We start from the raw sequence: 17,719 nt of genomic DNA, 5'->3' as shown, positions 1-17,719 counted from the left end.
CTTCCTCATCGGTGTACTGCCCGGCGACCCGCCGCTCCCATGCGGCCATGATCGGCTTTGGCGTGGGCTTGGTGATCAACGAAACCACGAAGTAGACGACCAGGGATGCGCCGAGTCCGAAGTAGATCGGCTCGTTGGCCAGCACATCGCCAACGATCACCATGGTGACAAGCGTCGTGACAACACCGGCCGCCATGGATGCCGCGGCGCCATACCCGGTACCGCGCTTCCAGAACAATCCGCCAAGAATGGCCACCAGCAAGCCGCCCACCAGAATGTCGTAGGCGATCGTCAGGGCGGTCACGACGTCTTCAATCACTGCGGCTAGAAGTACGACGACGATGCCGAGTCCCAACACGAACCAGCGGTTTCCGCGCACATCGGACTCGTGATCCTGCTTGGTGTAGTCCTCGGAAGGCTTCCGGCCGAACCAGCTCGCTACCAGCGGAACGACGTCGGCGCGGGCCACCGTGGCGGAGGCGATCAGTGCACCGGAAGCGGTGGACATCATGGCTGCCACACCCGCTGCGAGGACGATGCCGCCGAGGCCAACCGGCAGGATGTTCTGGGCAACGGCGGCGTATACGGCGTCGCTGTTCTCAATCCCGGTCATAAAGGATGCGGCAGCGGTTCCGATCAAGGCACCGGCGACACCGTAGAGCATGCAGTAAACACCGGCTGCGGCGCCACCCCAGCGGGCAATGCGCGGAGAGCGGGCGGTGAAGACGCGCTGCCAGATGTCCTGTCCGATCAGCAGTCCCAACGTGTAGATCACGAAGAAGGTGATGATGGTCTGCATGCCGATGGCGGCTGGGTCGAAGGCGGTCTGGCCAAGGCGGTCGACTATTCCCTGGTAACCGCCGGCTGCGTTCCAGGTGAAGGGCAGCATCAGCGCGAAGAGGCCGATCGTCATCAGGCCGAACTGGACAATATCGGCCAGCGTGATGGACCACATTCCACCGATCGAGGAGTAGATCACGACAATGCCGCCGCCAATCAGCACGCCCCAGAACCGATCGATGTCGAACAGCACCGTGAAGATGGTCGCGTACGCGGTGGTGGACGTGACCGAAAGCATCAGGGTGTAGCCGAGCATCACCATGGAGGACGTCTCGGTGGAACGCGCGCCATAACGCAGGGTCAGCATCTGGGAAACCGTGAAGATCTTCAGTTTCTGGATGGTGCCGGCGAAGAAGAGGCTGATGGCCAGCACGCCGCAGGCGATGGCGAGCACGAGCCACATCCCGGAAATGCCGAACTCGAAACCGAGGGCGACGCCGCCGACCGTGGAAGCACCGCCGAGCACCAGTGCGGACATGGTTCCGGTGTACAGGAACGGCCCAAGCCGCCGGCCGGCGACCAGGTAATCGCTGGCATTCTTGGTCCTGCGCTTGCCCCACCAGCCAAACGCGAGCATGGCGAGCAAATACAAGATGACGATGATGACGTTCAGGTCCACTGGGCCTCCGGTGCGGTGGTTAGACGGCACCCAGTACGGAAGGGGCGGGACGCCGTCGTCGTTGATATGGTTTGAAAGTAAAATTGCCTGTATGACAACTTATGTTTTCTTAAGCGTAGGCTGTGACGTGTACAACAGTCAATCGTTATCGAGCTGTATTCGAGCGGCAGCCATTGCATGCGATGCAACAATCGTTTTCCGGTAGGCTCTTTGTGACGTGGATTACATGCCGCCGGTTCGCCGGTGGAACGCCCGGGGGAGAGGCGCCGCGTCCGCATCGAGGATATTTGGAGAGAGAATGAAAGCCCTTCCGGTAGAACCCAGCCATGCTCAGGTGGCGATTGGCTCGCGGATCAGAGCCGCGCGCCAGTCCCAACGGATGACGATCGAGCAGGTGGCGGATTCCACCGGACTTACCAAGGGCTTTCTGAGCCGGATCGAACGCGATCTGACCTCGCCGTCGGTCGCTTCGCTGGTCACCTTGTGTGAAGTGCTCTCGGTTTCGATTGGAGACCTTTTCCTGGCGCCAGAGACCAACCTAGTCCGGCTCGAGACCGCGCCGCGGATCAGCCTGGGCGGCGAGGGTATTGCGGAGAAGTTGCTGACCGTCCGGTCGGAGCACCGTATCCAGATGATCCGCGCCGTCATCGCGCCACACGGTAAGGGCGAATCCGAGTTGTACAGCGTCGACTGCGAGGTGGACGTGCTGCATGTGGTCAGCGGCCGGTTGACCTTGATTATGACGCACGAGTCCTACGACCTTGGCCCCGGCGACACCATGACATTCCCAGGACGTGAACCGCACAGCTGGTCCAATGACACCGACGACGAGGTCGTCGTGATCTGGACGCTGGTGCCGGGCGGTAAACGTTGAACAACTTTTGATGCGTGACAGAAAACATTGACGTAGCATTGCCGAAAGAGACACGGACCTTCAACGAAGAGGACCTCATGACTGATATGCGCATTACCGCCCCGAACGGCAACGTGGGACCCATCGATTCATCCCGGGTGCCGCGCTATGCAGGTCCAGCGACCTATGCCCGGCTGCCGCGGCTGGACGAGGTCGGAAAGGCGGATGTTTCCGTCGTCGGCGTCCCCTTTGACACCGGAGTTTCCTACCGGCCCGGCGCGCGTTTTGGCCCCAATCATGTCCGCGAATCGTCACGCCTGCTCCGCCCATACAACCCTGCTCTGGACGTCTCGCCATTCGAGAATGTGCAGGTGGCCGACGCCGGCGACATCGCGGTCAACCCGTTCAACATCGAAGAGGCACTGGACACCGTGAAGGCGGCCGCCCTGGATTTAACCTCCGACGGCGGCAAGCTCGTCACGATCGGTGGTGACCACACAATCGCGCTGCCTCTGTTGCGCGCCGCGGCCGAACGACACGGACCGGTGGCGCTGCTGCACTTCGACGCCCACCTCGACACCTGGGACACCTACTTCGGCGCCGAATACACGCACGGCACCCCGTTCCGCCGCGCCTTCGAAGAGGGCATCATCGACACCGAGGCGCTTTCGCATGTCGGCACCCGCGGCCCGTTGTATGGGGTGAAGGACCTCGAGGATGACCGGCGTTTCGGTTTCGGCATCCTGACCTCGGCCGACGTGTTCCGGCAGGGCGTGGACGAAGTCGTGGCCAGGCTTCGCGACCGGATCGGAAACCGTCCGCTGTACATTTCAGTCGACATTGACGTGCTTGATCCGGCGCATGCACCGGGCACCGGAACCCCGGAAGCCGGCGGGATGACCAGCCGCGAACTGCTCGAAATCCTGCGCGGCTTCCGCGGACTCAACCTCATTGGAGCCGACGTCGTCGAAGTTGCCCCGGCCTACGACCACGCAGAAATCACAGGCATCGCCGCGTCCCACGTCGCCTACGATCTGGTTTCCTTGATGGCCTTGGGGGCTTCGGATCAGGAGCAGGCGGGGAACGACGGCGGCAGGGTCGACATCGCGGCGGCGCGCCAGCAGGAGGACCTCGTATGAGTGAGGCTTCGATTTCCCAGTCAGCAGTTGCGGATCCGGCCGACGCACCGGCCGAGCGCAACGGCGGCGATCTCGTCGTCGAAACCCTCACCGCTCTAGGTGCCAGCACAGTTTTCGGCATACCGGGCCAGCACGCGCTGGGGCTGTTCGATGCGATGGGCCGCGGCAACCTGCACTTCGTGTCCTCCCGCGTGGAGAACAACGCTGCCTTCGCCGCCGATGGTTACGCCCGCGCGACGGGCAAGCCAGGCGTCGTCTTCCTCTCCACAGGACCGGGAGCACTGACGTCCCTGTCCGGGCTGCAGGAAGCGTACGCTTCGGCCGTTCCGATGGTCGTCATCTCGTCGCAGATCCCTTCCGAAGGACTCGGCGCCCGCCGGAAGGGCATGCTGCACCAGCTGGATGATCAGAAGGCGTCGGCCGCGAACGTTAGCAAGAGCCAGCGGCTCATCCAGCATCCCTCCGCCATCCCGTCGGCGATCGCCGCAGCCTGGGCGGAAGCGCTGACCGCTCCGATGGGCCCGGTCTGGTTGGAAATCCCGCAGGACATCCTGCTTGCCGAACACCGGATTCCCGCCGTCCGCGACGTCGCCGGAGCGCCTGCTCCGGTGCCCGCCCGCGCGGAACTGATTGAAGCTGCCGCCAAGCAGCTCGCCGAAGCCGAAAGGCCGGCGATCATTGCCGGCGGCGGCGTCCGCCGGGGCAATGCCGAGGCGGCGCTGCTCCAGGTCGCCGAGAAACTCCGCGCACCGGTCCTTTCCTCGCCCGGTGGCAACGGCGCCTTCCCCCGTGACCATGAGTTGTCGCTGCAGAGCTGGGCCGAGGACCGCTACGCCACCGAGGTGATGGAGGACGCCGACGTCCTGCTCGTGATCGGAACGTCGCTGGGCGAAGTCACCTCCAACTACTTCACGCTGGCCCCACGCGGACAGATGATCCAGATAGACGCCGAGTGGCGGGTCCTCGAATCGAACCATCCAGCGCTCGGCATCCACGCCGACGCCGGCCTCGCTCTCACCGCGCTCGCGGAGGCGCTGCCCGTTCCGGCTCCGTCGCAGCGAGCCGACAGCTGGCACGGCAAGTCCGCCGAAGACGTCGTCGTCGAAACCCTCCGGAAGATCACCGGCCGGCTCGACGCGCAGGATCTGTCCATGGAGCGGAAGTTCATGACGGACATCCGTGACGCTGTTCCATCTGGCATGCAGACCTTCTGGGACATGACGATTGCCGCGTACTGGGGCTGGTCCTGCTGGGATGCCCGCGGCGGCCAGTTCCACTCCGCGCAAGGAGCAGGCGGCCTCGGCTACGGCTACCCGTCCGGAATCGGCGGCTCCGTCGGACTCGACGAACGCGTCCTGGCCGTATCCGGCGACGGTTCCGCGATGTACTCCATCTCCGAACTCGCGACCGCGAAGCAGCACAACGCACCGGTCACCTGGCTGATTGTCGACGACGGCGGCTACGGCATTCTGCGCGAATACATGGAAGGCGCCTTCGGGCAGGCCACCGCGACCGAACTGAGCCGGCCCGACTTCGTCGCGCTCGCCCAAGCATTCGGTGTGCCGGCACGGAAGGTCGCTCCCGAAGGCATCAAGGAAGCGCTCGAGGAGTCATTCGCCGCTGACGGGCCCAACGTCGTCGTCGTCGAGGCCTTATTGAAGATGTTCGAGCCGACCCACCTCTAGTCGCGCGGACCCACGCCTCAATCAGACGTAGCCGTGGGATGTCTCCCCGGCCGAACCGTCTCCATCATGACTGCTGGGGAACCGGTTTGCCTTCACTGGGCTGGACGACGACGAAGCCCGGCCCGTGGAACGCCAACTGGAATGCCTCACCCGACCCGCCACGCAGCATCGAACGCATGTTCATGGAACTGTGTACCTGCGGGGCAAGATTCCCCGACCAGCAAACCACCGCCTGCGCATCCACGAACGTCGGCTGCTGGCTGCAATCCAGAATGAGCGGTTCGCCCTCGCAGCAGATCGCGACTGTTCCCTGGCCCTGCAGCAGCAGGTTGAATACGCCACCACTGACCATGCCCGCACCCTGGACCCGCCGGATGTCCCAGTTAATCGTGGTGTCCATCGCCAGCAGGTTCTTGCTCGCAACGGAAATCGAGTCGCCCTCGAGCTGCATCAGGAAGATATTGTTGGCCTGCCGCGCAAAAAAGACCTCGCCCTGCCCGGACACCCGCATCATCGGCGCGTCCTCGCTGGTCAGCATCTTCTTCACCAGCTTGCCGATGCTGCCTGACCCCTCATGATGGAAATGGATCTGCCCCTGGAATGCGACCATCGCGCCTTTGGTGGCAATCATGTCCTCGCCCAGCACCGCCCGCAGCATCCGCGGCGACTGCAGAGCCCACCGCTCGTTCGTCTGCATTTCCTGGTTCTGTTCGCTGAAAAGTGCACTGCGCATGACCCCGCCCCTCCACGATGAATGTTGCTCATAGTCTGGCACGCCGGCCGGCGGCACAGGCAGCCATTCAGGAAAAAGTCAGGGTCAGTATCGTCCTGAAGACGTAGGACTCACGGACCTACCCTCGTTACGATTGAAGTACCGGGCCGCACCTGGTGTATCGCGGCAATCGCAACTCATGAGGGAGCGTCATGTCCAACCAGTATCCAGGCCACAACCCGTCCGACGACGACAATTCCGCCCCGCAGACGGCCGGGAATCAGTATGGTTATGGCCAGCAGCAACCGCAGCACGGGGCACACAACAATCCGTACGCCCGGCCGGACCCTTATGAGCAGCAGGCCTACGGCGGTCCTGGCCACCAGCAGTATCCCAGCCAGCGCGGTCCGCAACCGGGCAAAGGCATGGCCATCACCGCCATGGTCCTGGGAATTGTCGCCATTGTTCTGTGTCTGATCCCGTTCATCGGTTTTATTAGCATCATTGGCGGAATCGCCGCCGTCGTCATCGGCATCATCGCGCTCAAGAAGGGCAAGCCCGGCCGGGGTATGGCGATCACGGGCATAGTCCTCGGTGCGATCGGCGCCATTCTCGCAGTGATTGTCACCATCGTGTCCATCATGCTGATCGGCGCCGGCGTTGAGTCCGCATCTGAAAAGCGCGTGGTCGAGTACAGCGCCACCACCAGCGGCGAAGCTTCGGTGGAGTACTTCGACGGCGACGGTGATACGACCGAACAGATTCCGGGGGACTGGAGCGAGGAAATCACTTTCACTGGCCCGCCCTTGAGTGCGCTGACGGTCCGGGCTGCCGATTCGTCGGACGGTTCAGCGACGGTCAGCTGCAAGGTCGTCGTCAATGGTGAAACGGTCTCGGAAAACAGCGCCTCGGGTGCGGGTGCCACCGCCGTCTGCCTGGGAATAGACTTCGGCCAGTCAGGAAATTAGCGACGACGGCGGGAGGCCGCCAGAGTGCGAGCCTACTTTTCGGCCATCGTGAGGAAGTCATTGACCCTATTGAGCAGCCCCGGCTGATCCTTTAACTCACACTCCCAAATCACCAGCGGCTCCCACCCCGACGCGCGTAGCTGCTCGATTTGACTGGCGTCGCGTTCGAAGGTGCGTAGCCGCTTCGCCGACCAGAATTCAGCGTTCTGCTTCGGCGCCCGCTCGCCAACGCGGCAGGTGTGTGAATGCCAGAAGCAGCCATGGACGAAAATCACCTTGCGGCGGCCGGCGAATACCAGGTCCGGCTTGCCGGGAAGGTTCTTTCCATGCAGCCGGTAGCGGTAGCCCGCGCCGTGAATCATCCGCCGGACGGTCAGTTCCGGCTTGGTGTTTTTGCCCCGGATTCTGGACATGTTCCAGCTGCGGTGTTCCGGCGTGAGCGAATCGGTCATCGGCTCCATTTTATCGCCACTGGGCTTATCCGCATGCGACTTAACCGCAGTCGACTTAGCCGCACTCGACGGCTTCCAAACTTCTAGAGCAGCTCGATCAGCCTGGCGTCCTGGGCCGCCGTATCGAAGGCGCCGCCAGTCACCAGCAACTCGTCGGCGCCCGTGAAGCGGATCAAATTCTCCAACTGATCGGCCACCTCTTGTGCTGTGCCGTAGATCGATGAGGCCAGGTTGTCGTCAACGAGGGATCGTTCCCGGTCGGTCGGCTTGTCGCCGTCGATATTGTCCGCCGGTTCCAGAGCCGGAAACTCGCCCCGCGTGCGTGAGCGGGCCAACGCCCAAGCCTCCGGCAGCAGCAGTTCCCTGGCAGCATCGGTCGAGTCGGCGACGGCGACGTTCACCGACGCGATCACATAAGGTTCCTCATACCAGCCTGACGGCTGGAAGCTCTGACGGTACCGGGTTAGGCCTGCATGGCCACCACTGCCGTCCTCTCGAAAGAGCGCGGGTCCACCAAGGACCACGGCAAGGCCGGCGCGGGCCGCAATGTCGATACCCTTTCCGGTGGCAAGCACAAACAAGGGTGTCCGCGAATGATTGCGTGGCCGGGCGGTGATGGAAGCTGTTCCGGACAGGAAGGCAATGAGTTCAGCGAGATCTTCTTCGAACCGGTCGGCGGCTTCTTTATCCTGGCGCAGGGCGTTCCGCACCCCGGAAGTGAAGCCAACCGACCGTCCGATGCCCAGGTCAATCCGCCCGGGGTACAACGCCTCCAGGGTTGAAATCTGTTCGGCAACAATCAGCGGCTGATGGTTGGGAAGCATGACGCCGCCGGAGCCGATCCGGATGTGATCAGTCCTGGCCGCGAGGGCCGCCATCAGGACGGTCGGCGCTGAACCGGTAATTCCTGGAACTCCGTGGTGCTCTGCCACCCAAAAGCGCCGGTAACCAAGCTCTTCCGCTCTCTGAGCACGCTGGATCGTGGTGCCGAGCGACTCAACTTCAGTCTCGTTTTCCCTGGCGTTGGCTCTGTCGAGAATGGAGAGCGGAATCTTCGGCGACGGCATATCCGGTGTAACAGTTCAGCAGAGCCAATATTCCATCACCAGGATGATGCGCCGGCGGGATGCCGACAATGAGGTGTGTAGACGGTATGCCGACGAGATGAAAGCGCCGGTGAGACGCCGGCGGCACCCGAAGATAATCGTTTTCAAAAGTGATTGCACTGCAATCACGGCGGGGCGGATTCTAGGGATCGTGCAATCATTGCAATCACTTTTGCGACGGACTACCTGCCGACAAGCAAGTGACGCGACAACCCCCACGGTGCCGCGCCACAGCTTGCTCGCTCCCCAGGGGAGGGCAGGGTGCCGCTAGGCGGCTACGTACCCGTTTGGATTGAGCACGTACTTGGTGGCTGCGCCGGCATCGAACTCCTCATAACCTCTCGGCGCATCCTCCAGCCCGATTGCCTTGGCATTGACGGCGTCGGCAATGTTGACCTTGCCGGCCAGAATCGCCTGCATCAGTCCGCGGTTGTACTTCATCACCGGACACTGCCCGGTCACGAACGACAGCGACTTCGCCCAGCCAAGCCCGAGGTTCAGTGACAGCGAACCCTTTTGGGCGGCCTCGTCGATGCCACCTGGATCACCCGTGACGTAGAGTCCCGGAATGCCGAGCCCGCCACCGGCAGAAGTGACTTCCATCAGCGAATTGAGCACCGTCGCCGGCGCTTCCGTCTTGGATCCTTCACCGTGCCCACGCGCTTCGAAACCAACCGCGTCAACGCCGCAGTCCACTTCCGGTGTACCGAGGATTTGCTCGATCTGGTCCTTCGGATCGCCCTTCGAAACATCCACGGTCTCGCAGCCGAAACTGCGCGCCTGCTTGAGTCGGTCCTCGTTCAGGTCTGCCACAATAATGACGCCTGCTCCGAGCAGTTTTGCCCCAACGGCGGCGGCAAGGCCAACCGGTCCGGCTCCGGCAATATATACCGAGGATCCGGGTCCGACGCCGGCACTGTACGCGCCGTGGAATCCGGTCGGGAAGATGTCGGAGAGCATGGTCAGGTCCATGATCTTCTCCAACGACTGGTCCCGGTCCGGGAACTTCAGCAGGTTCCAGTCCGCATAAGGCACCAACACGTACTCGGCCTGCCCGCCGACCCAGCCGCCCATGTCAACGTAGCCGTACGCACTGCCCGGCCGTTCCGGGTTCACATTCAGGCAAATCCCCGTCTTGCGTTCCTTGCAGTTCTTGCACCGCCCGCAGGAGATGTTGAACGGAACCGAGCAGATGTCGCCTTCCTTGATGAATTCCACATCCCGGCCGACTTCGACCACTTCTCCGGTGATTTCGTGGCCCAGCACCAGATTCTCCGGTGCAGTCGTACGGCCCCGGACCATGTGTTGGTCGGAACCGCAAATATTCGTGGTGACGGTCTTGAGGATCACGCCGTGATGGACCTGGCGGCCCACGTTGTCCGGATGTACCCCCGGTCCGTCCTTGAGTTCGAAACTGGGATAGTCGATGTCGATGACCTCGACTTTTCCCTTCCCCTTGTAGGCAACTGCTTTGTTCCCTGACATTTGTTTCCTCCCTTTCCCCGGTGGATCCCGTCGGGATGGCGGAACCCTGCACCGAAAGACACAGGCCTGATCCCGTTCCGGGGGAGGCGCGCCGTATCCCGGGGCGGGTAAAGGCTCAAGACCAGCGTACGACGTCGAAGGTTGCATTAACGTTGCATCCTCACCCGGGAGCGCGCTCCTAGCAACGCCGTCGGGGGAGCGCGCTCCTACCAGCGCCAACGGTATTCGTATTCGGGACGTCCCGGAGTCCCATAGCGGGGAGCCCGGATCGCCGAGCGGTCGTCCGCCAGGTGCTCCAGATATCTGCGCGCCGTCACGCGGGATATGCCGAGTTCGGTAACGACTTCGCTGGCGGAAATTGGCCGTGAGTCTCTTTGCAAGAGTTCGACGACGGCCGCCAGGGTCGGTTCCGACATCCCTTTGGGCAAGTCCACCGTGCCGGGAGTGCGCAATGCTGCCAGGGTCTTGTCCACCTCGGACTGGTTGGTCGTCGAGGCCTGCCGGGTCAGATTGTCGTGGAACTGCCTGAACTGCAGGAGTTTTTCGCTGAAGGTGGCGTACGTAAACGGTTTTATTAAGTACTGCGCGACGCCGGCACTCACCGCTTTCTGGACGACCGGCAGTTCGCGGACAGCCGTGACGGCGATGATTCCCATTGGCAGGCCAGCGCCACGGATCCGGCGGATAATGTCCAGACCGTGGATGTCGGGCAGATTCATATCCAACAGGACCAGGTCGATGGCCCCGGCGCCATCCGCTCCTCCCTGCGGCTTGACCGATGCCCCCATCAGTCCGAGCGCCTCGGCGCCGGTGCCGGCGGTTCCGGCCAATTCGAAACCCTCCACCCGCCCGACGTAGTTGGCGTGCGCGGCGGCAGCAATTGGATCGTCCTCCACCACGAGTACCCGGATATGGCTCATACCGAACCTTCTCCCGTAACAGGCAGGGCATTCCGGGCGGGAGCGGCATTGTCCGGGCCGGCGGTGCGGGGCAAGCGCACACTGAAGAGTGCGCCGTCGTCGTAATTTTGCGCTTTTACCTCTCCACCGAGACGGTTGCAGGCCTGCCTGACCAAGGCCAATCCGATGCCCCGTCCATCGGTTGACTTAGTGCTGAATCCGAGGTCGAAAATCCGCTCGATCCGGTCCATGTCCAGCCCAGTGCCGTTGTTCCAGACACGTATCTGCAGCTGTGGTCCTGCGGCAGAGATGCTCACGGTGATCAGCGGATCGTCAACGGCAGCTACGGCGTCGAAGGCGTTGTCGAGCAGGTTTCCCATGATCGTTACCAGGTCCCCGGGATTCAATGTTTCGATCCCCAACCCGCTATCGGAGTTGATTTCCAGCCTGATTCCGCGTTCGTTGGCCTGGGCGGCCTTGCCTACAAGCAGCGCAGCAAGATACGGCTCGTCGACGGAGCCGACGACGTTGTCCGTCAGTTGCTGGGACTGCTGCAGGTCGGCTGCTGCGAACTCCGCGGCGTCGTCACTTCTGCCCAGCCCGATCAGGGAGACGATGGTGTGCAGCCGGTTGGAGTGCTCATGCGTCTGCGCCTTCAGGGCGTCCGTCACCGTTCTCATCGACTGAAGTTCACCGGTCAACTCCTGGATTTCGGTGTGATCGCGCAGCGTCGTCACCGTCCCCATACTGTTGCGTGGCGCACGGGGATTTCCGGGTGGAATGGCGGGCTCCTGATTAACCACCAGGACGCGGTCATTCGTCAGGTGCAACTCATCGCCGGCGCGGCGCCCGCTCAACAACAACTCCCGCAGCGAGGGCGGAAGCGTCAGGTCAGCCACGGGCGTCGAATGGTCACGGCCCGACGGCGGCAGGTTCAGCAGGGCAGCCGCCTGATCGTTGTAGAGCACCAGTTCGCCTGAGGCGTTGACGAGGACCATTCCTTCACGGACAGAATGCAACACTGAATCGTAGAAGACATACATTTGGGACAGATTCTCCGGCCCCTGTCCGAGAGTCAGACGCTGGAGCCGCCGGCTGATCCACCATGACACCAAGCTGCCCAGGGCAAGGGTGCCGGCCGCGGTCAGGATCAGGAACGGCAGCTGTTCCTGAAGTGCCTCGCTGACATTCGCGATGGTGACGCCGGAGGAAACCATCGCGATCACCTCGCCATTGTCGTCCAGGACGGGTGCGATGGTCCGCACGGATGGGCCAAGTGTTCCGGTATAGGTTTCCGTATACGTTTTTCCGGACAGGGCCTGGCTGGTCGAGCCGATATAGTCGCCGCCGATTTCCGCCCTGTTGCGGTGGGTAAACCGGGTGCGGTCCGGAGCCATGATGGTCACGAAATCCGCTCTGGTCTCGTCCATTATTGTGCGCGCGTATGGCTGCAGGGCCTTGCTCGGATCCTCAGTTTGAACCGCGGCTATGACGTACGGGTCGTTCGCCAAAGTGCTGGAAATGGCGTGCATGCGGCCGGTGGATTCGGCGTACTGCTGGCGTTCGGCATCCTCGTACATCGCCCAGGCGACACCGGCGGTCAGGCACAGGACGAAGATCAACTGTCCAGCGAAAAACCGGCGGGCGATACTCCAGGAATGCAAGAAAAAGGTCCGTTCTCATGAGGGCGCTTCTGTTGCGCCATGAACATTATGAACTCAAGCGTGATGGTCGTCACTGATTCAAGCAACATGGTGGCTGAAGTAGTAAGGCCAACCCTGCCGGATTCCGGACGTAAGGACGCACGTTGAGTGACACATTGATATTGATCCATACCGCCATCTCCATCCTGATTATCGTCGGGTTGATTCTCGGCATCAAAATGCACGAGATCCTCGCGATCACCATCGGCGCCTTGTATTTGGGTGTCGCAACCGGATTAGGTTTCCTCAATACAGCCGAAACTGTCTCTGCCGGATTCGGCGAAATCATGGCGGATATCGGGCTGTTGATCGTCTTCGGCGTGCTGCTGGGCTCCCTCCTATCAGCCGTCGGCGCGTTGGAAAGACTTACCTCTGCACTCCTTAGAGTGTTCGGAGCGGAACGATCACCGTACGTATTCGGCATGTCGATGAGCAGCGTTTTTCCAGCCATTTACACCGATGTGCTGCTGGTTCTCACCGCTCCGCTGGGTAACAAGATTGCCCCTCGGATCCAGCGAAACGGCACGCCCTCGATGGCTGCGGCTCTGGTGCTCGGCTCTGAGCTGGGACTCGTCCTGGTCGTGCCGGGCGCAGGAGCGCTGGCCGTTGCAGGTCTGCTGGATGTGCCGCTGAGCCAGATGCTCCTCTGGGGACTGGTTGTTGCGCTGCCGACGGCTTTCGTCAGCATTTTCGTCTACCGGTGGCTCTTGAAGCGTGGACTGTGGAACGCGGAAAAAGACGAGATTCCCGCAGCCACCGACGATGTAATCGTGGAACGCGATGATGAGCAGCAGCCGCGACTCCCGCTGCCAGTTCTCCTGTTGCCACTGCTGATCTCCGTCGCTCTCATCGCCATGGGAGGCATCGCGGCGGCGGCGGGGATTGAAACCGGAGTCATTGCATTCCTGGGTCATCCGATGGTGGCGCTTCTCCTCGGACTGTTGTTCGCGTACTTCATTGCGTGGCGGTCGCTGGGCAACGACGTTATCAACAAGGCGTTGGATAAAGCGCTCCGTGATGGAGGTCCGATTCTGGTCATCACAGGATTGGGTGGAGCCCTCGGCGCCGTTATCAGCGAGAGTGGACTCGAGGACATCCTTGCCGGCTACTTCTCGGTCAACGCACTCTCACCCCTGATTCTGGCATGGCTGATCGCCGTGATTCTGCACGCGGCTATCGGTTCCACCTCGGTCGCTGCGATTACTGCGGCGGGTATCCTGGCTCCCGTTATGGGCCAGATCGGTGTCTCGCCACTGCTCATTGCCCTGGCCGCCGGTTCCGGTGCTCTGTTCGCACTGCACGTGAACAGCAACTTCTTCTGGATGACGCAGAAACTGCTGAACCTTTCCACGCAGGGGACCCTGAAGGTCTGCACGATCATCACCTCGATCGCCTCTGTCGTCTCGTTGCTCTGCGTGCTCGGCCTCAGCCTGGCTCTCTGATCGATTCCCACGGATTGACTATGCGGATTGACAGTCCCCGGAAGTCGGCTATGTTACGGGTCACGAAGGTTAGTTGATGGTGTATCGCTGTGGCGGCCAGGAGGGTGTCCGTCATGGGTCTGGAACGGTCGGCGCTCAGTTGGCCCCACAGGGTGGCGATGCCACTATCGACGCCAAGGATGTTATCGGCATACTGCTCGATGAGACCGTCAACCCAGAGTGAAATGTCATGGGCTCGTGGATCAGCACCAAGCTTTGAAATTCCTTTGCGGAGTTCACCGATGGTCAGCACCGAGATATAAGTATGGGAATCGCTGACCGAGATGAGAAATTCCTGTACCGAAGGGTGCGGGCGCGGCTTCCGGGCCTCGGACACGACATTGGTATCCAGCAGGTATCCACGGGATGGGGCATCTCCCGCATGTCCTTTCACAGAGCGATGTCCCGCCCGTGGTCACTGTCGCGCGCCAGATCGAGTTCGACGTCGACGTCGGCACTTAGGAGGTAATCGACCATGGACCCCTTGGAGCTACGGAGCCGGTCGTAGTCTTCCCGGCTGAGGACTACTGCAAGATCCCTTCCATGCCGTGTTATCGACTGTGGGCCATCAGTGAGGGCACACGCGATAACTTCACTGAACTTCGCCTTGGCTTCCTGCGTCTGCCATTCCTTCATGCTGCACCTCTCAGGCTTTATCTGACCAGTATAGACAAATTCTGACTATTTTCCGGGGGCTCGGGAAGGTGTAGTCAGTAACGAAAAGGGGCTGTCCTCCGGGAGGGAGGACAGCCCCTTTTCGACGTGTGGTTCTACGGCGCCATGCTCATGCCCATGGTCCCAATCAGGACCATGAAGATGATGATGCTCAGAATGCCGAAGACGACGTCGATCCAGCCAAGGATTTTGCCAGCCGATGATGGCACGTTGAGGGCCTCGGCTTTCTTCGCCTGGACGATGGCCAGCGGGCCAAAAACGATGCCCAGGAAGAACAGCCCGATGATGCCGAAAACGAGCGAGGTCTGGGCGTGCTTGGAGCCTTCCATGTATTGGCGGGACTGCTCTTGCTGGAACGACTGGTGGTAGCCGGGATGCTGCGGGACTGATTGTGGCGTGCCGTATGGATTGTTGGTCATAGTTTTCCCCTGGTGATGCGAATGAGCGATCACTGACTGCTGTCAGCGCTGTCAGCCTATAGGAGCCCCTGCGGGGTGTCTACGTTCCGCATCCATGGGTCTTAAACATGTCAGGCCGCGGCCGTTTTGCTCCGCCGCCGGCCGCTGAACCCGGCTACTGGATTGCCCAGGACACCGGATTTCTGCAGAGCACCGGAGGGGCCCGCCAGATCCACCATCTGCTGGTTATTGCGCAACTGAAGCCGGTTCAGGCAGGACAACTCGAATTCGTCTGCGAACAGGTCGTATTTGGCAAAGGCTTCGGCCAATTCCGGGTGCTGCCCTTGATAATCGACGACGACGGCGGCGACCGTCCGCCAGAAGTCCTTCTCCTCCAAACGGCCGTCCTCGTCCAGTGTTGCCGCCAGGAAACGGAAGAAGCAGTCGAAGACATCCGTGAAGATGGACAGAATTTTCTCTCCGTCGGGCACCTCGACCCGGATCCTGGCGACGTCGCCGGGCAGCGTGGATGCATCGCCGAAGAAGGCGATTTCCTCACCGATGTCTTTCATGATGGCGCGTTCCGGGATGCCATCCCGCAGTACCAGAATCAGGTTCTCGCCGTGCGGCATGTAGACGAGTTCATGGCGGTAGAAGCAGTGCAGCAGCGGAACGAGGTACGCGTCCAGATACTGCCGCAACCAGTCGGCAGCATCCATTCCGGACCGGTCAATCAGCGCCGACACGAAAGAGTCGCCGGCGGCGTCGCGGTGCAGGAGCGAGGCCATCGTCGCGAGCTGCTGCCCAGATTCGAGTGAGGGTAGCGGACTCTCCCTCCACAGCGCCGAAAGCATCTTCCGGTAGGGGGATCCGCTCTCCGCCGTGGCTTCGTAATAGTGATTGTGGTACCCCACGGCGGCGGTCTCGCGCAGAATGCTGAAGCCGTGATGCTGCAATGTGTCGTCGGAGTGGACCAGGTTGTGCACCCAGTCGTTGATCGCCGGAGTGGCGCGCATGTACTCGGGGGAGAGACCGCGCATGAACCCCATGTTGAGGACCGACAGGGCGGTTTTGATGTAGCTGGCGTCGGGCCGGTTGCGGTTGAAGAAGGTGCGGATGGATTGCTGCGCCTGGTAGGTGTCGTCGCCGGTGCCGAGGTGGACGATCCGCCGCTGAGCCAATTCCGCGGCGAAGGTCACTGCCAGTTTGTTCTCCCACTGCCACGGATGGACCGGCATAAAGAGGTAGTCGGACGGAGCGAGGCCCAGATCTTCGAGCATGGCGTCGAAAGCCGACAGCATCTCCGTTCCAAGCTCCGACTCGAGATGCTTGCGGTACGAAAGCAACGGCGTCGAACTGAAAACCGCGTTGTCCCGGTGAACGGCCAACCAGTGCAGTTGGACCGGTGCTCCCGTTTCGGGGGCATAGGCATGGTAGTCGCCGATCCCGAAGCCGAGCCTGCCATTGTTTGCGACGAAGCACGGGTGGCCTTCGGTCATGGATCGTTCGATGGCCTGGAAATCCTCCGCCGGGTACGACTCGCCGGTGATGCCGGCTGCGAGTTTGTTGGAGCTGAGCGGGGCGCCGGAGCCGGCCGGGCCAGCCGCGTTCTTGTAGGCATATCCGGCCAGTGTGCTGCTGATTTCCTCAAGATAGACCGGCAGCATGTCGCCGGGAATGCCAAGCGAAAGCCGGAATTCCATGATGAACTCCAAGGCGTCCAACGGGTGCTCCTGCCCTTCGATGGTGCGCGTGATGCTGGCGGCGTCGATGCTCCAATGGTCGAGCTTCAGGAGGCGGGCGGAAAAGCGGTACTCGGTGCCGCCGTCGTCGGATTCCAGGTGGTAAACGCCGCTATCCAAGGCTTTCGGCGCCAGAAGCCGCTCATGCGAAAACTCTGCGATGGCCTTGCGGACCAGATGCCGGTTGGCCGCGGCCCAGCGTGCGGGAGTGAGGTGGGAGGTCAGAATGGCGGTTGAAGCCATGGTGGTCGCGGGGGACATGGTGTAGGTGGGGACCATGGTGGTCGTCGCGGTCATAGATGTGCTCCTTCGGGAACGCCGGCCGGAACGGCGGCGGCGAATTGTTGGCGGGTGCAGAAAGACAGCCAGGCGTCCTTGCCATCGACGTGGATAACGCGGTCCTTTTCGAACCCCATGCGGGCATTCAGCGCCTGGATTTTCGTATTGCCGACGTCGGGTTCGACGACGATGCGGTTCACGTCAGGATCGGCGAACAGGAAGTTCAGGACGGCGGTGAAGACAGCCGTCGTATAGCCGGGGCGCGGAGTGGTGGCCGGAGCAACCAGCAGGTGCATGCCGACGTCGCCAATCTGGACTGCATAGTGGTCGCGGAGGGGGGAGTGTCCGGGGGCGTAGCGTTCCATCAGGAAAGCCGGTTCGGGATTCCCGCTGAGGTGGGGCATCTCCGTACCGTTCCCCGGCCCAGCATCCGCGGCGGAGTCATCGAGCTGCGGAGCGTCGAGCCCGAGCCAGGCCTCGTGATGCGGGTCGGCGTCGATACGGGAGTGCTCCTGCTCGACGTCGTCGACGGTGGCCGAAGCCATGCCCCAGAACCGCGCATACTCCTGGATCATCCAGCCATGCAGCAGGGTTGAATGCCGGGCTGGATCGACGGGAATGAAGGCGAAATTCATTGCGGCACCTCCGCCACTGCACCGGCCAGTTCGTGCCCTTCCGGCAGG

General features: G+C 61.9%; 17 protein-coding genes. 5 read left to right on the top strand and 12 right to left on the bottom strand.

What is annotated here, in order from left to right:
• Positions 1-1,417 (bottom strand): sodium:solute symporter family protein (locus Y707_RS23625; protein WP_081744625.1); only part of this gene is annotated, 1,417 nt, incomplete at its 3' end.
• 340 nt (positions 1,418-1,757) lie between these two features.
• Between Y707_RS23625 and Y707_RS0105060 the strand changes: the two genes are divergently transcribed.
• From Y707_RS0105060 to Y707_RS0105050, 3 genes are all read left to right on the top strand, one after another.
• Positions 1,758-2,333 (top strand): helix-turn-helix domain-containing protein, encoded by a 576-nt coding sequence (locus tag Y707_RS0105060; protein ID WP_026534267.1) that lies wholly within the window; start codon positions 1,758-1,760, stop codon positions 2,331-2,333.
• Between the two features lie 77 nt (positions 2,334-2,410).
• The gene (gene speB, locus Y707_RS23620; RefSeq protein WP_051441672.1) at positions 2,411-3,451 is read left to right on the top strand and encodes an agmatinase; all 1,041 of its coding nucleotides are present in this window, start codon (positions 2,411-2,413) and stop codon (positions 3,449-3,451) included.
• The gene (locus Y707_RS0105050; protein WP_051441665.1) at positions 3,448-5,136 is read left to right on the top strand and encodes a thiamine pyrophosphate-binding protein; all 1,689 of its coding nucleotides are present in this window, start codon (positions 3,448-3,450) and stop codon (positions 5,134-5,136) included. The genes speB and Y707_RS0105050 overlap by 4 nt, the downstream gene beginning before the upstream one ends.
• A gap of 64 nt (positions 5,137-5,200) precedes the next feature.
• Here the strand turns inward: Y707_RS0105050 and Y707_RS0105045 are convergent, their stop codons facing one another.
• The gene (locus tag Y707_RS0105045; protein WP_026534265.1) at positions 5,201-5,869 is read right to left on the bottom strand and encodes an AIM24 family protein; all 669 of its coding nucleotides are present in this window, start codon (positions 5,867-5,869) and stop codon (positions 5,201-5,203) included.
• A gap of 191 nt (positions 5,870-6,060) precedes the next feature.
• Here Y707_RS0105045 and Y707_RS28810 point away from each other — a divergent pair, with 191 nt between their 5' ends.
• Positions 6,061-6,816 carry a DUF4190 domain-containing protein gene (locus tag Y707_RS28810; protein ID WP_026534264.1) on the top strand — a complete coding sequence of 252 codons (756 nt, stop codon included), beginning with the start codon at positions 6,061-6,063 and terminating at the stop codon, positions 6,814-6,816.
• A gap of 32 nt (positions 6,817-6,848) precedes the next feature.
• Here the strand turns inward: Y707_RS28810 and Y707_RS0105035 are convergent, their stop codons facing one another.
• The 5 genes from Y707_RS0105035 to Y707_RS23610 all read right to left on the bottom strand — a co-directional run bounded on the left by Y707_RS0105035 (position 6,849) and on the right by Y707_RS23610 (position 12,422).
• Positions 6,849-7,268 carry a very short patch repair endonuclease gene (locus Y707_RS0105035; RefSeq protein WP_035780397.1) on the bottom strand — a complete coding sequence of 140 codons (420 nt, stop codon included), beginning with the start codon at positions 7,266-7,268 and terminating at the stop codon, positions 6,849-6,851.
• A gap of 83 nt (positions 7,269-7,351) precedes the next feature.
• A complete protein-coding gene (locus Y707_RS0105030; protein WP_081744624.1) occupies positions 7,352-8,335 on the bottom strand; it encodes an MsnO8 family LLM class oxidoreductase in 984 nt (327 codons plus the stop codon).
• A gap of 306 nt (positions 8,336-8,641) precedes the next feature.
• Positions 8,642-9,859: a formaldehyde dehydrogenase, glutathione-independent gene (gene fdhA, locus Y707_RS0105025; RefSeq protein ID WP_026534261.1), complete on the bottom strand. Its 1,218-nt coding sequence runs from the start codon at positions 9,857-9,859 to the stop codon at positions 8,642-8,644.
• Between the two features lie 206 nt (positions 9,860-10,065).
• A complete protein-coding gene (locus tag Y707_RS0105020; RefSeq protein ID WP_026534260.1) occupies positions 10,066-10,779 on the bottom strand; it encodes a response regulator in 714 nt (237 codons plus the stop codon).
• A complete protein-coding gene (locus Y707_RS23610; protein WP_155852738.1) occupies positions 10,776-12,422 on the bottom strand; it encodes a sensor histidine kinase in 1,647 nt (548 codons plus the stop codon). Before Y707_RS23610 ends, Y707_RS0105020 begins: the two co-directional genes overlap by 4 nt.
• A 143-nt stretch (positions 12,423-12,565) precedes the next feature.
• On the opposite strand from Y707_RS23610, the gene Y707_RS0105010 reads away from it, so the two are divergent.
• The gene (locus tag Y707_RS0105010) at positions 12,566-13,903 is read left to right on the top strand and encodes a GntP family permease (RefSeq protein WP_026534259.1); all 1,338 of its coding nucleotides are present in this window, start codon (positions 12,566-12,568) and stop codon (positions 13,901-13,903) included.
• Here Y707_RS0105010 and Y707_RS0105005 read toward each other — a convergent pair.
• The 5 genes from Y707_RS0105005 to Y707_RS0104985 form a co-directional block, all read right to left on the bottom strand.
• A complete protein-coding gene (locus Y707_RS0105005; protein ID WP_051441664.1) occupies positions 13,887-14,336 on the bottom strand; it encodes a type II toxin-antitoxin system VapC family toxin in 450 nt (149 codons plus the stop codon). The two genes, Y707_RS0105010 and Y707_RS0105005, sit on opposite strands and share 17 nt — an antisense overlap.
• Positions 14,333-14,578 carry a type II toxin-antitoxin system Phd/YefM family antitoxin gene (locus tag Y707_RS0105000; protein ID WP_026534257.1) on the bottom strand — a complete coding sequence of 82 codons (246 nt, stop codon included), beginning with the start codon at positions 14,576-14,578 and terminating at the stop codon, positions 14,333-14,335. Before Y707_RS0105000 ends, Y707_RS0105005 begins: the two co-directional genes overlap by 4 nt.
• Before the next feature lie 134 nt (positions 14,579-14,712).
• On the bottom strand, positions 14,713-15,036 hold the full coding sequence (locus tag Y707_RS23605; protein WP_035780395.1) for a glycosyltransferase family protein: 324 nt from the start codon (positions 15,034-15,036) through the stop codon (positions 14,713-14,715).
• 110 nt (positions 15,037-15,146) lie between these two features.
• Complete coding sequence (locus tag Y707_RS0104990) at positions 15,147-17,054, bottom strand: IucA/IucC family protein (RefSeq protein ID WP_081744623.1); 1,908 nt, start codon at positions 17,052-17,054, stop codon at positions 15,147-15,149.
• Positions 17,051-17,671 carry a GNAT family N-acetyltransferase gene (locus Y707_RS0104985; protein WP_026534255.1) on the bottom strand — a complete coding sequence of 207 codons (621 nt, stop codon included), beginning with the start codon at positions 17,669-17,671 and terminating at the stop codon, positions 17,051-17,053. The genes Y707_RS0104990 and Y707_RS0104985 overlap by 4 nt, the downstream gene beginning before the upstream one ends.
• Positions 17,672-17,719: the final 48 nt, after the last annotated feature.

The sequence above is a fragment of the Arthrobacter sp. H14 genome, assembly GCF_000520495.1.
Lineage (GTDB): Bacteria > Actinomycetota > Actinomycetes > Actinomycetales > Micrococcaceae > Arthrobacter_C.
The sequence above is the reverse complement of the archived record's forward strand: the minus strand, read 5'-3'. Positions and strand labels throughout refer to the sequence as shown.

Excerpts from the sequence above, each read along its gene's own strand:
- Y707_RS0105060 (WP_026534267.1), top strand. The coding sequence starts at position 1,758 with ATGAAAGCCCTTCCGGTAGAACCCAGCCATGCTCAGGTGGCGATTGGC.
- speB (WP_051441672.1), top strand. The coding sequence starts at position 2,411 with ATGACTGATATGCGCATTACCGCCCCGAACGGCAACGTGGGACCCATC.
- Y707_RS0105050 (WP_051441665.1), top strand. The coding sequence starts at position 3,448 with ATGAGTGAGGCTTCGATTTCCCAGTCAGCAGTTGCGGATCCGGCCGAC.
- Y707_RS0105045 (WP_026534265.1), bottom strand. The coding sequence starts at position 5,869 with ATGCGCAGTGCACTTTTCAGCGAACAGAACCAGGAAATGCAGACGAAC.
- Y707_RS28810 (WP_026534264.1), top strand. The coding sequence starts at position 6,061 with ATGTCCAACCAGTATCCAGGCCACAACCCGTCCGACGACGACAATTCC.
- Y707_RS0105035 (WP_035780397.1), bottom strand. The coding sequence starts at position 7,268 with ATGACCGATTCGCTCACGCCGGAACACCGCAGCTGGAACATGTCCAGA.
- Y707_RS0105030 (WP_081744624.1), bottom strand. The coding sequence starts at position 8,335 with ATGCCGTCGCCGAAGATTCCGCTCTCCATTCTCGACAGAGCCAACGCC.
- fdhA (WP_026534261.1), bottom strand. The coding sequence starts at position 9,859 with ATGTCAGGGAACAAAGCAGTTGCCTACAAGGGGAAGGGAAAAGTCGAG.
- Y707_RS0105020 (WP_026534260.1), bottom strand. The coding sequence starts at position 10,779 with ATGAGCCATATCCGGGTACTCGTGGTGGAGGACGATCCAATTGCTGCC.
- Y707_RS0105000 (WP_026534257.1), bottom strand. The coding sequence starts at position 14,578 with ATGAAGGAATGGCAGACGCAGGAAGCCAAGGCGAAGTTCAGTGAAGTT.
- Y707_RS23605 (WP_035780395.1), bottom strand. The coding sequence starts at position 15,036 with ATGACCAACAATCCATACGGCACGCCACAATCAGTCCCGCAGCATCCC.
- Y707_RS0104990 (WP_081744623.1), bottom strand. The coding sequence starts at position 17,054 with ATGACCGCGACGACCACCATGGTCCCCACCTACACCATGTCCCCCGCG.
- Y707_RS0104985 (WP_026534255.1), bottom strand. The coding sequence starts at position 17,671 with ATGAATTTCGCCTTCATTCCCGTCGATCCAGCCCGGCATTCAACCCTG.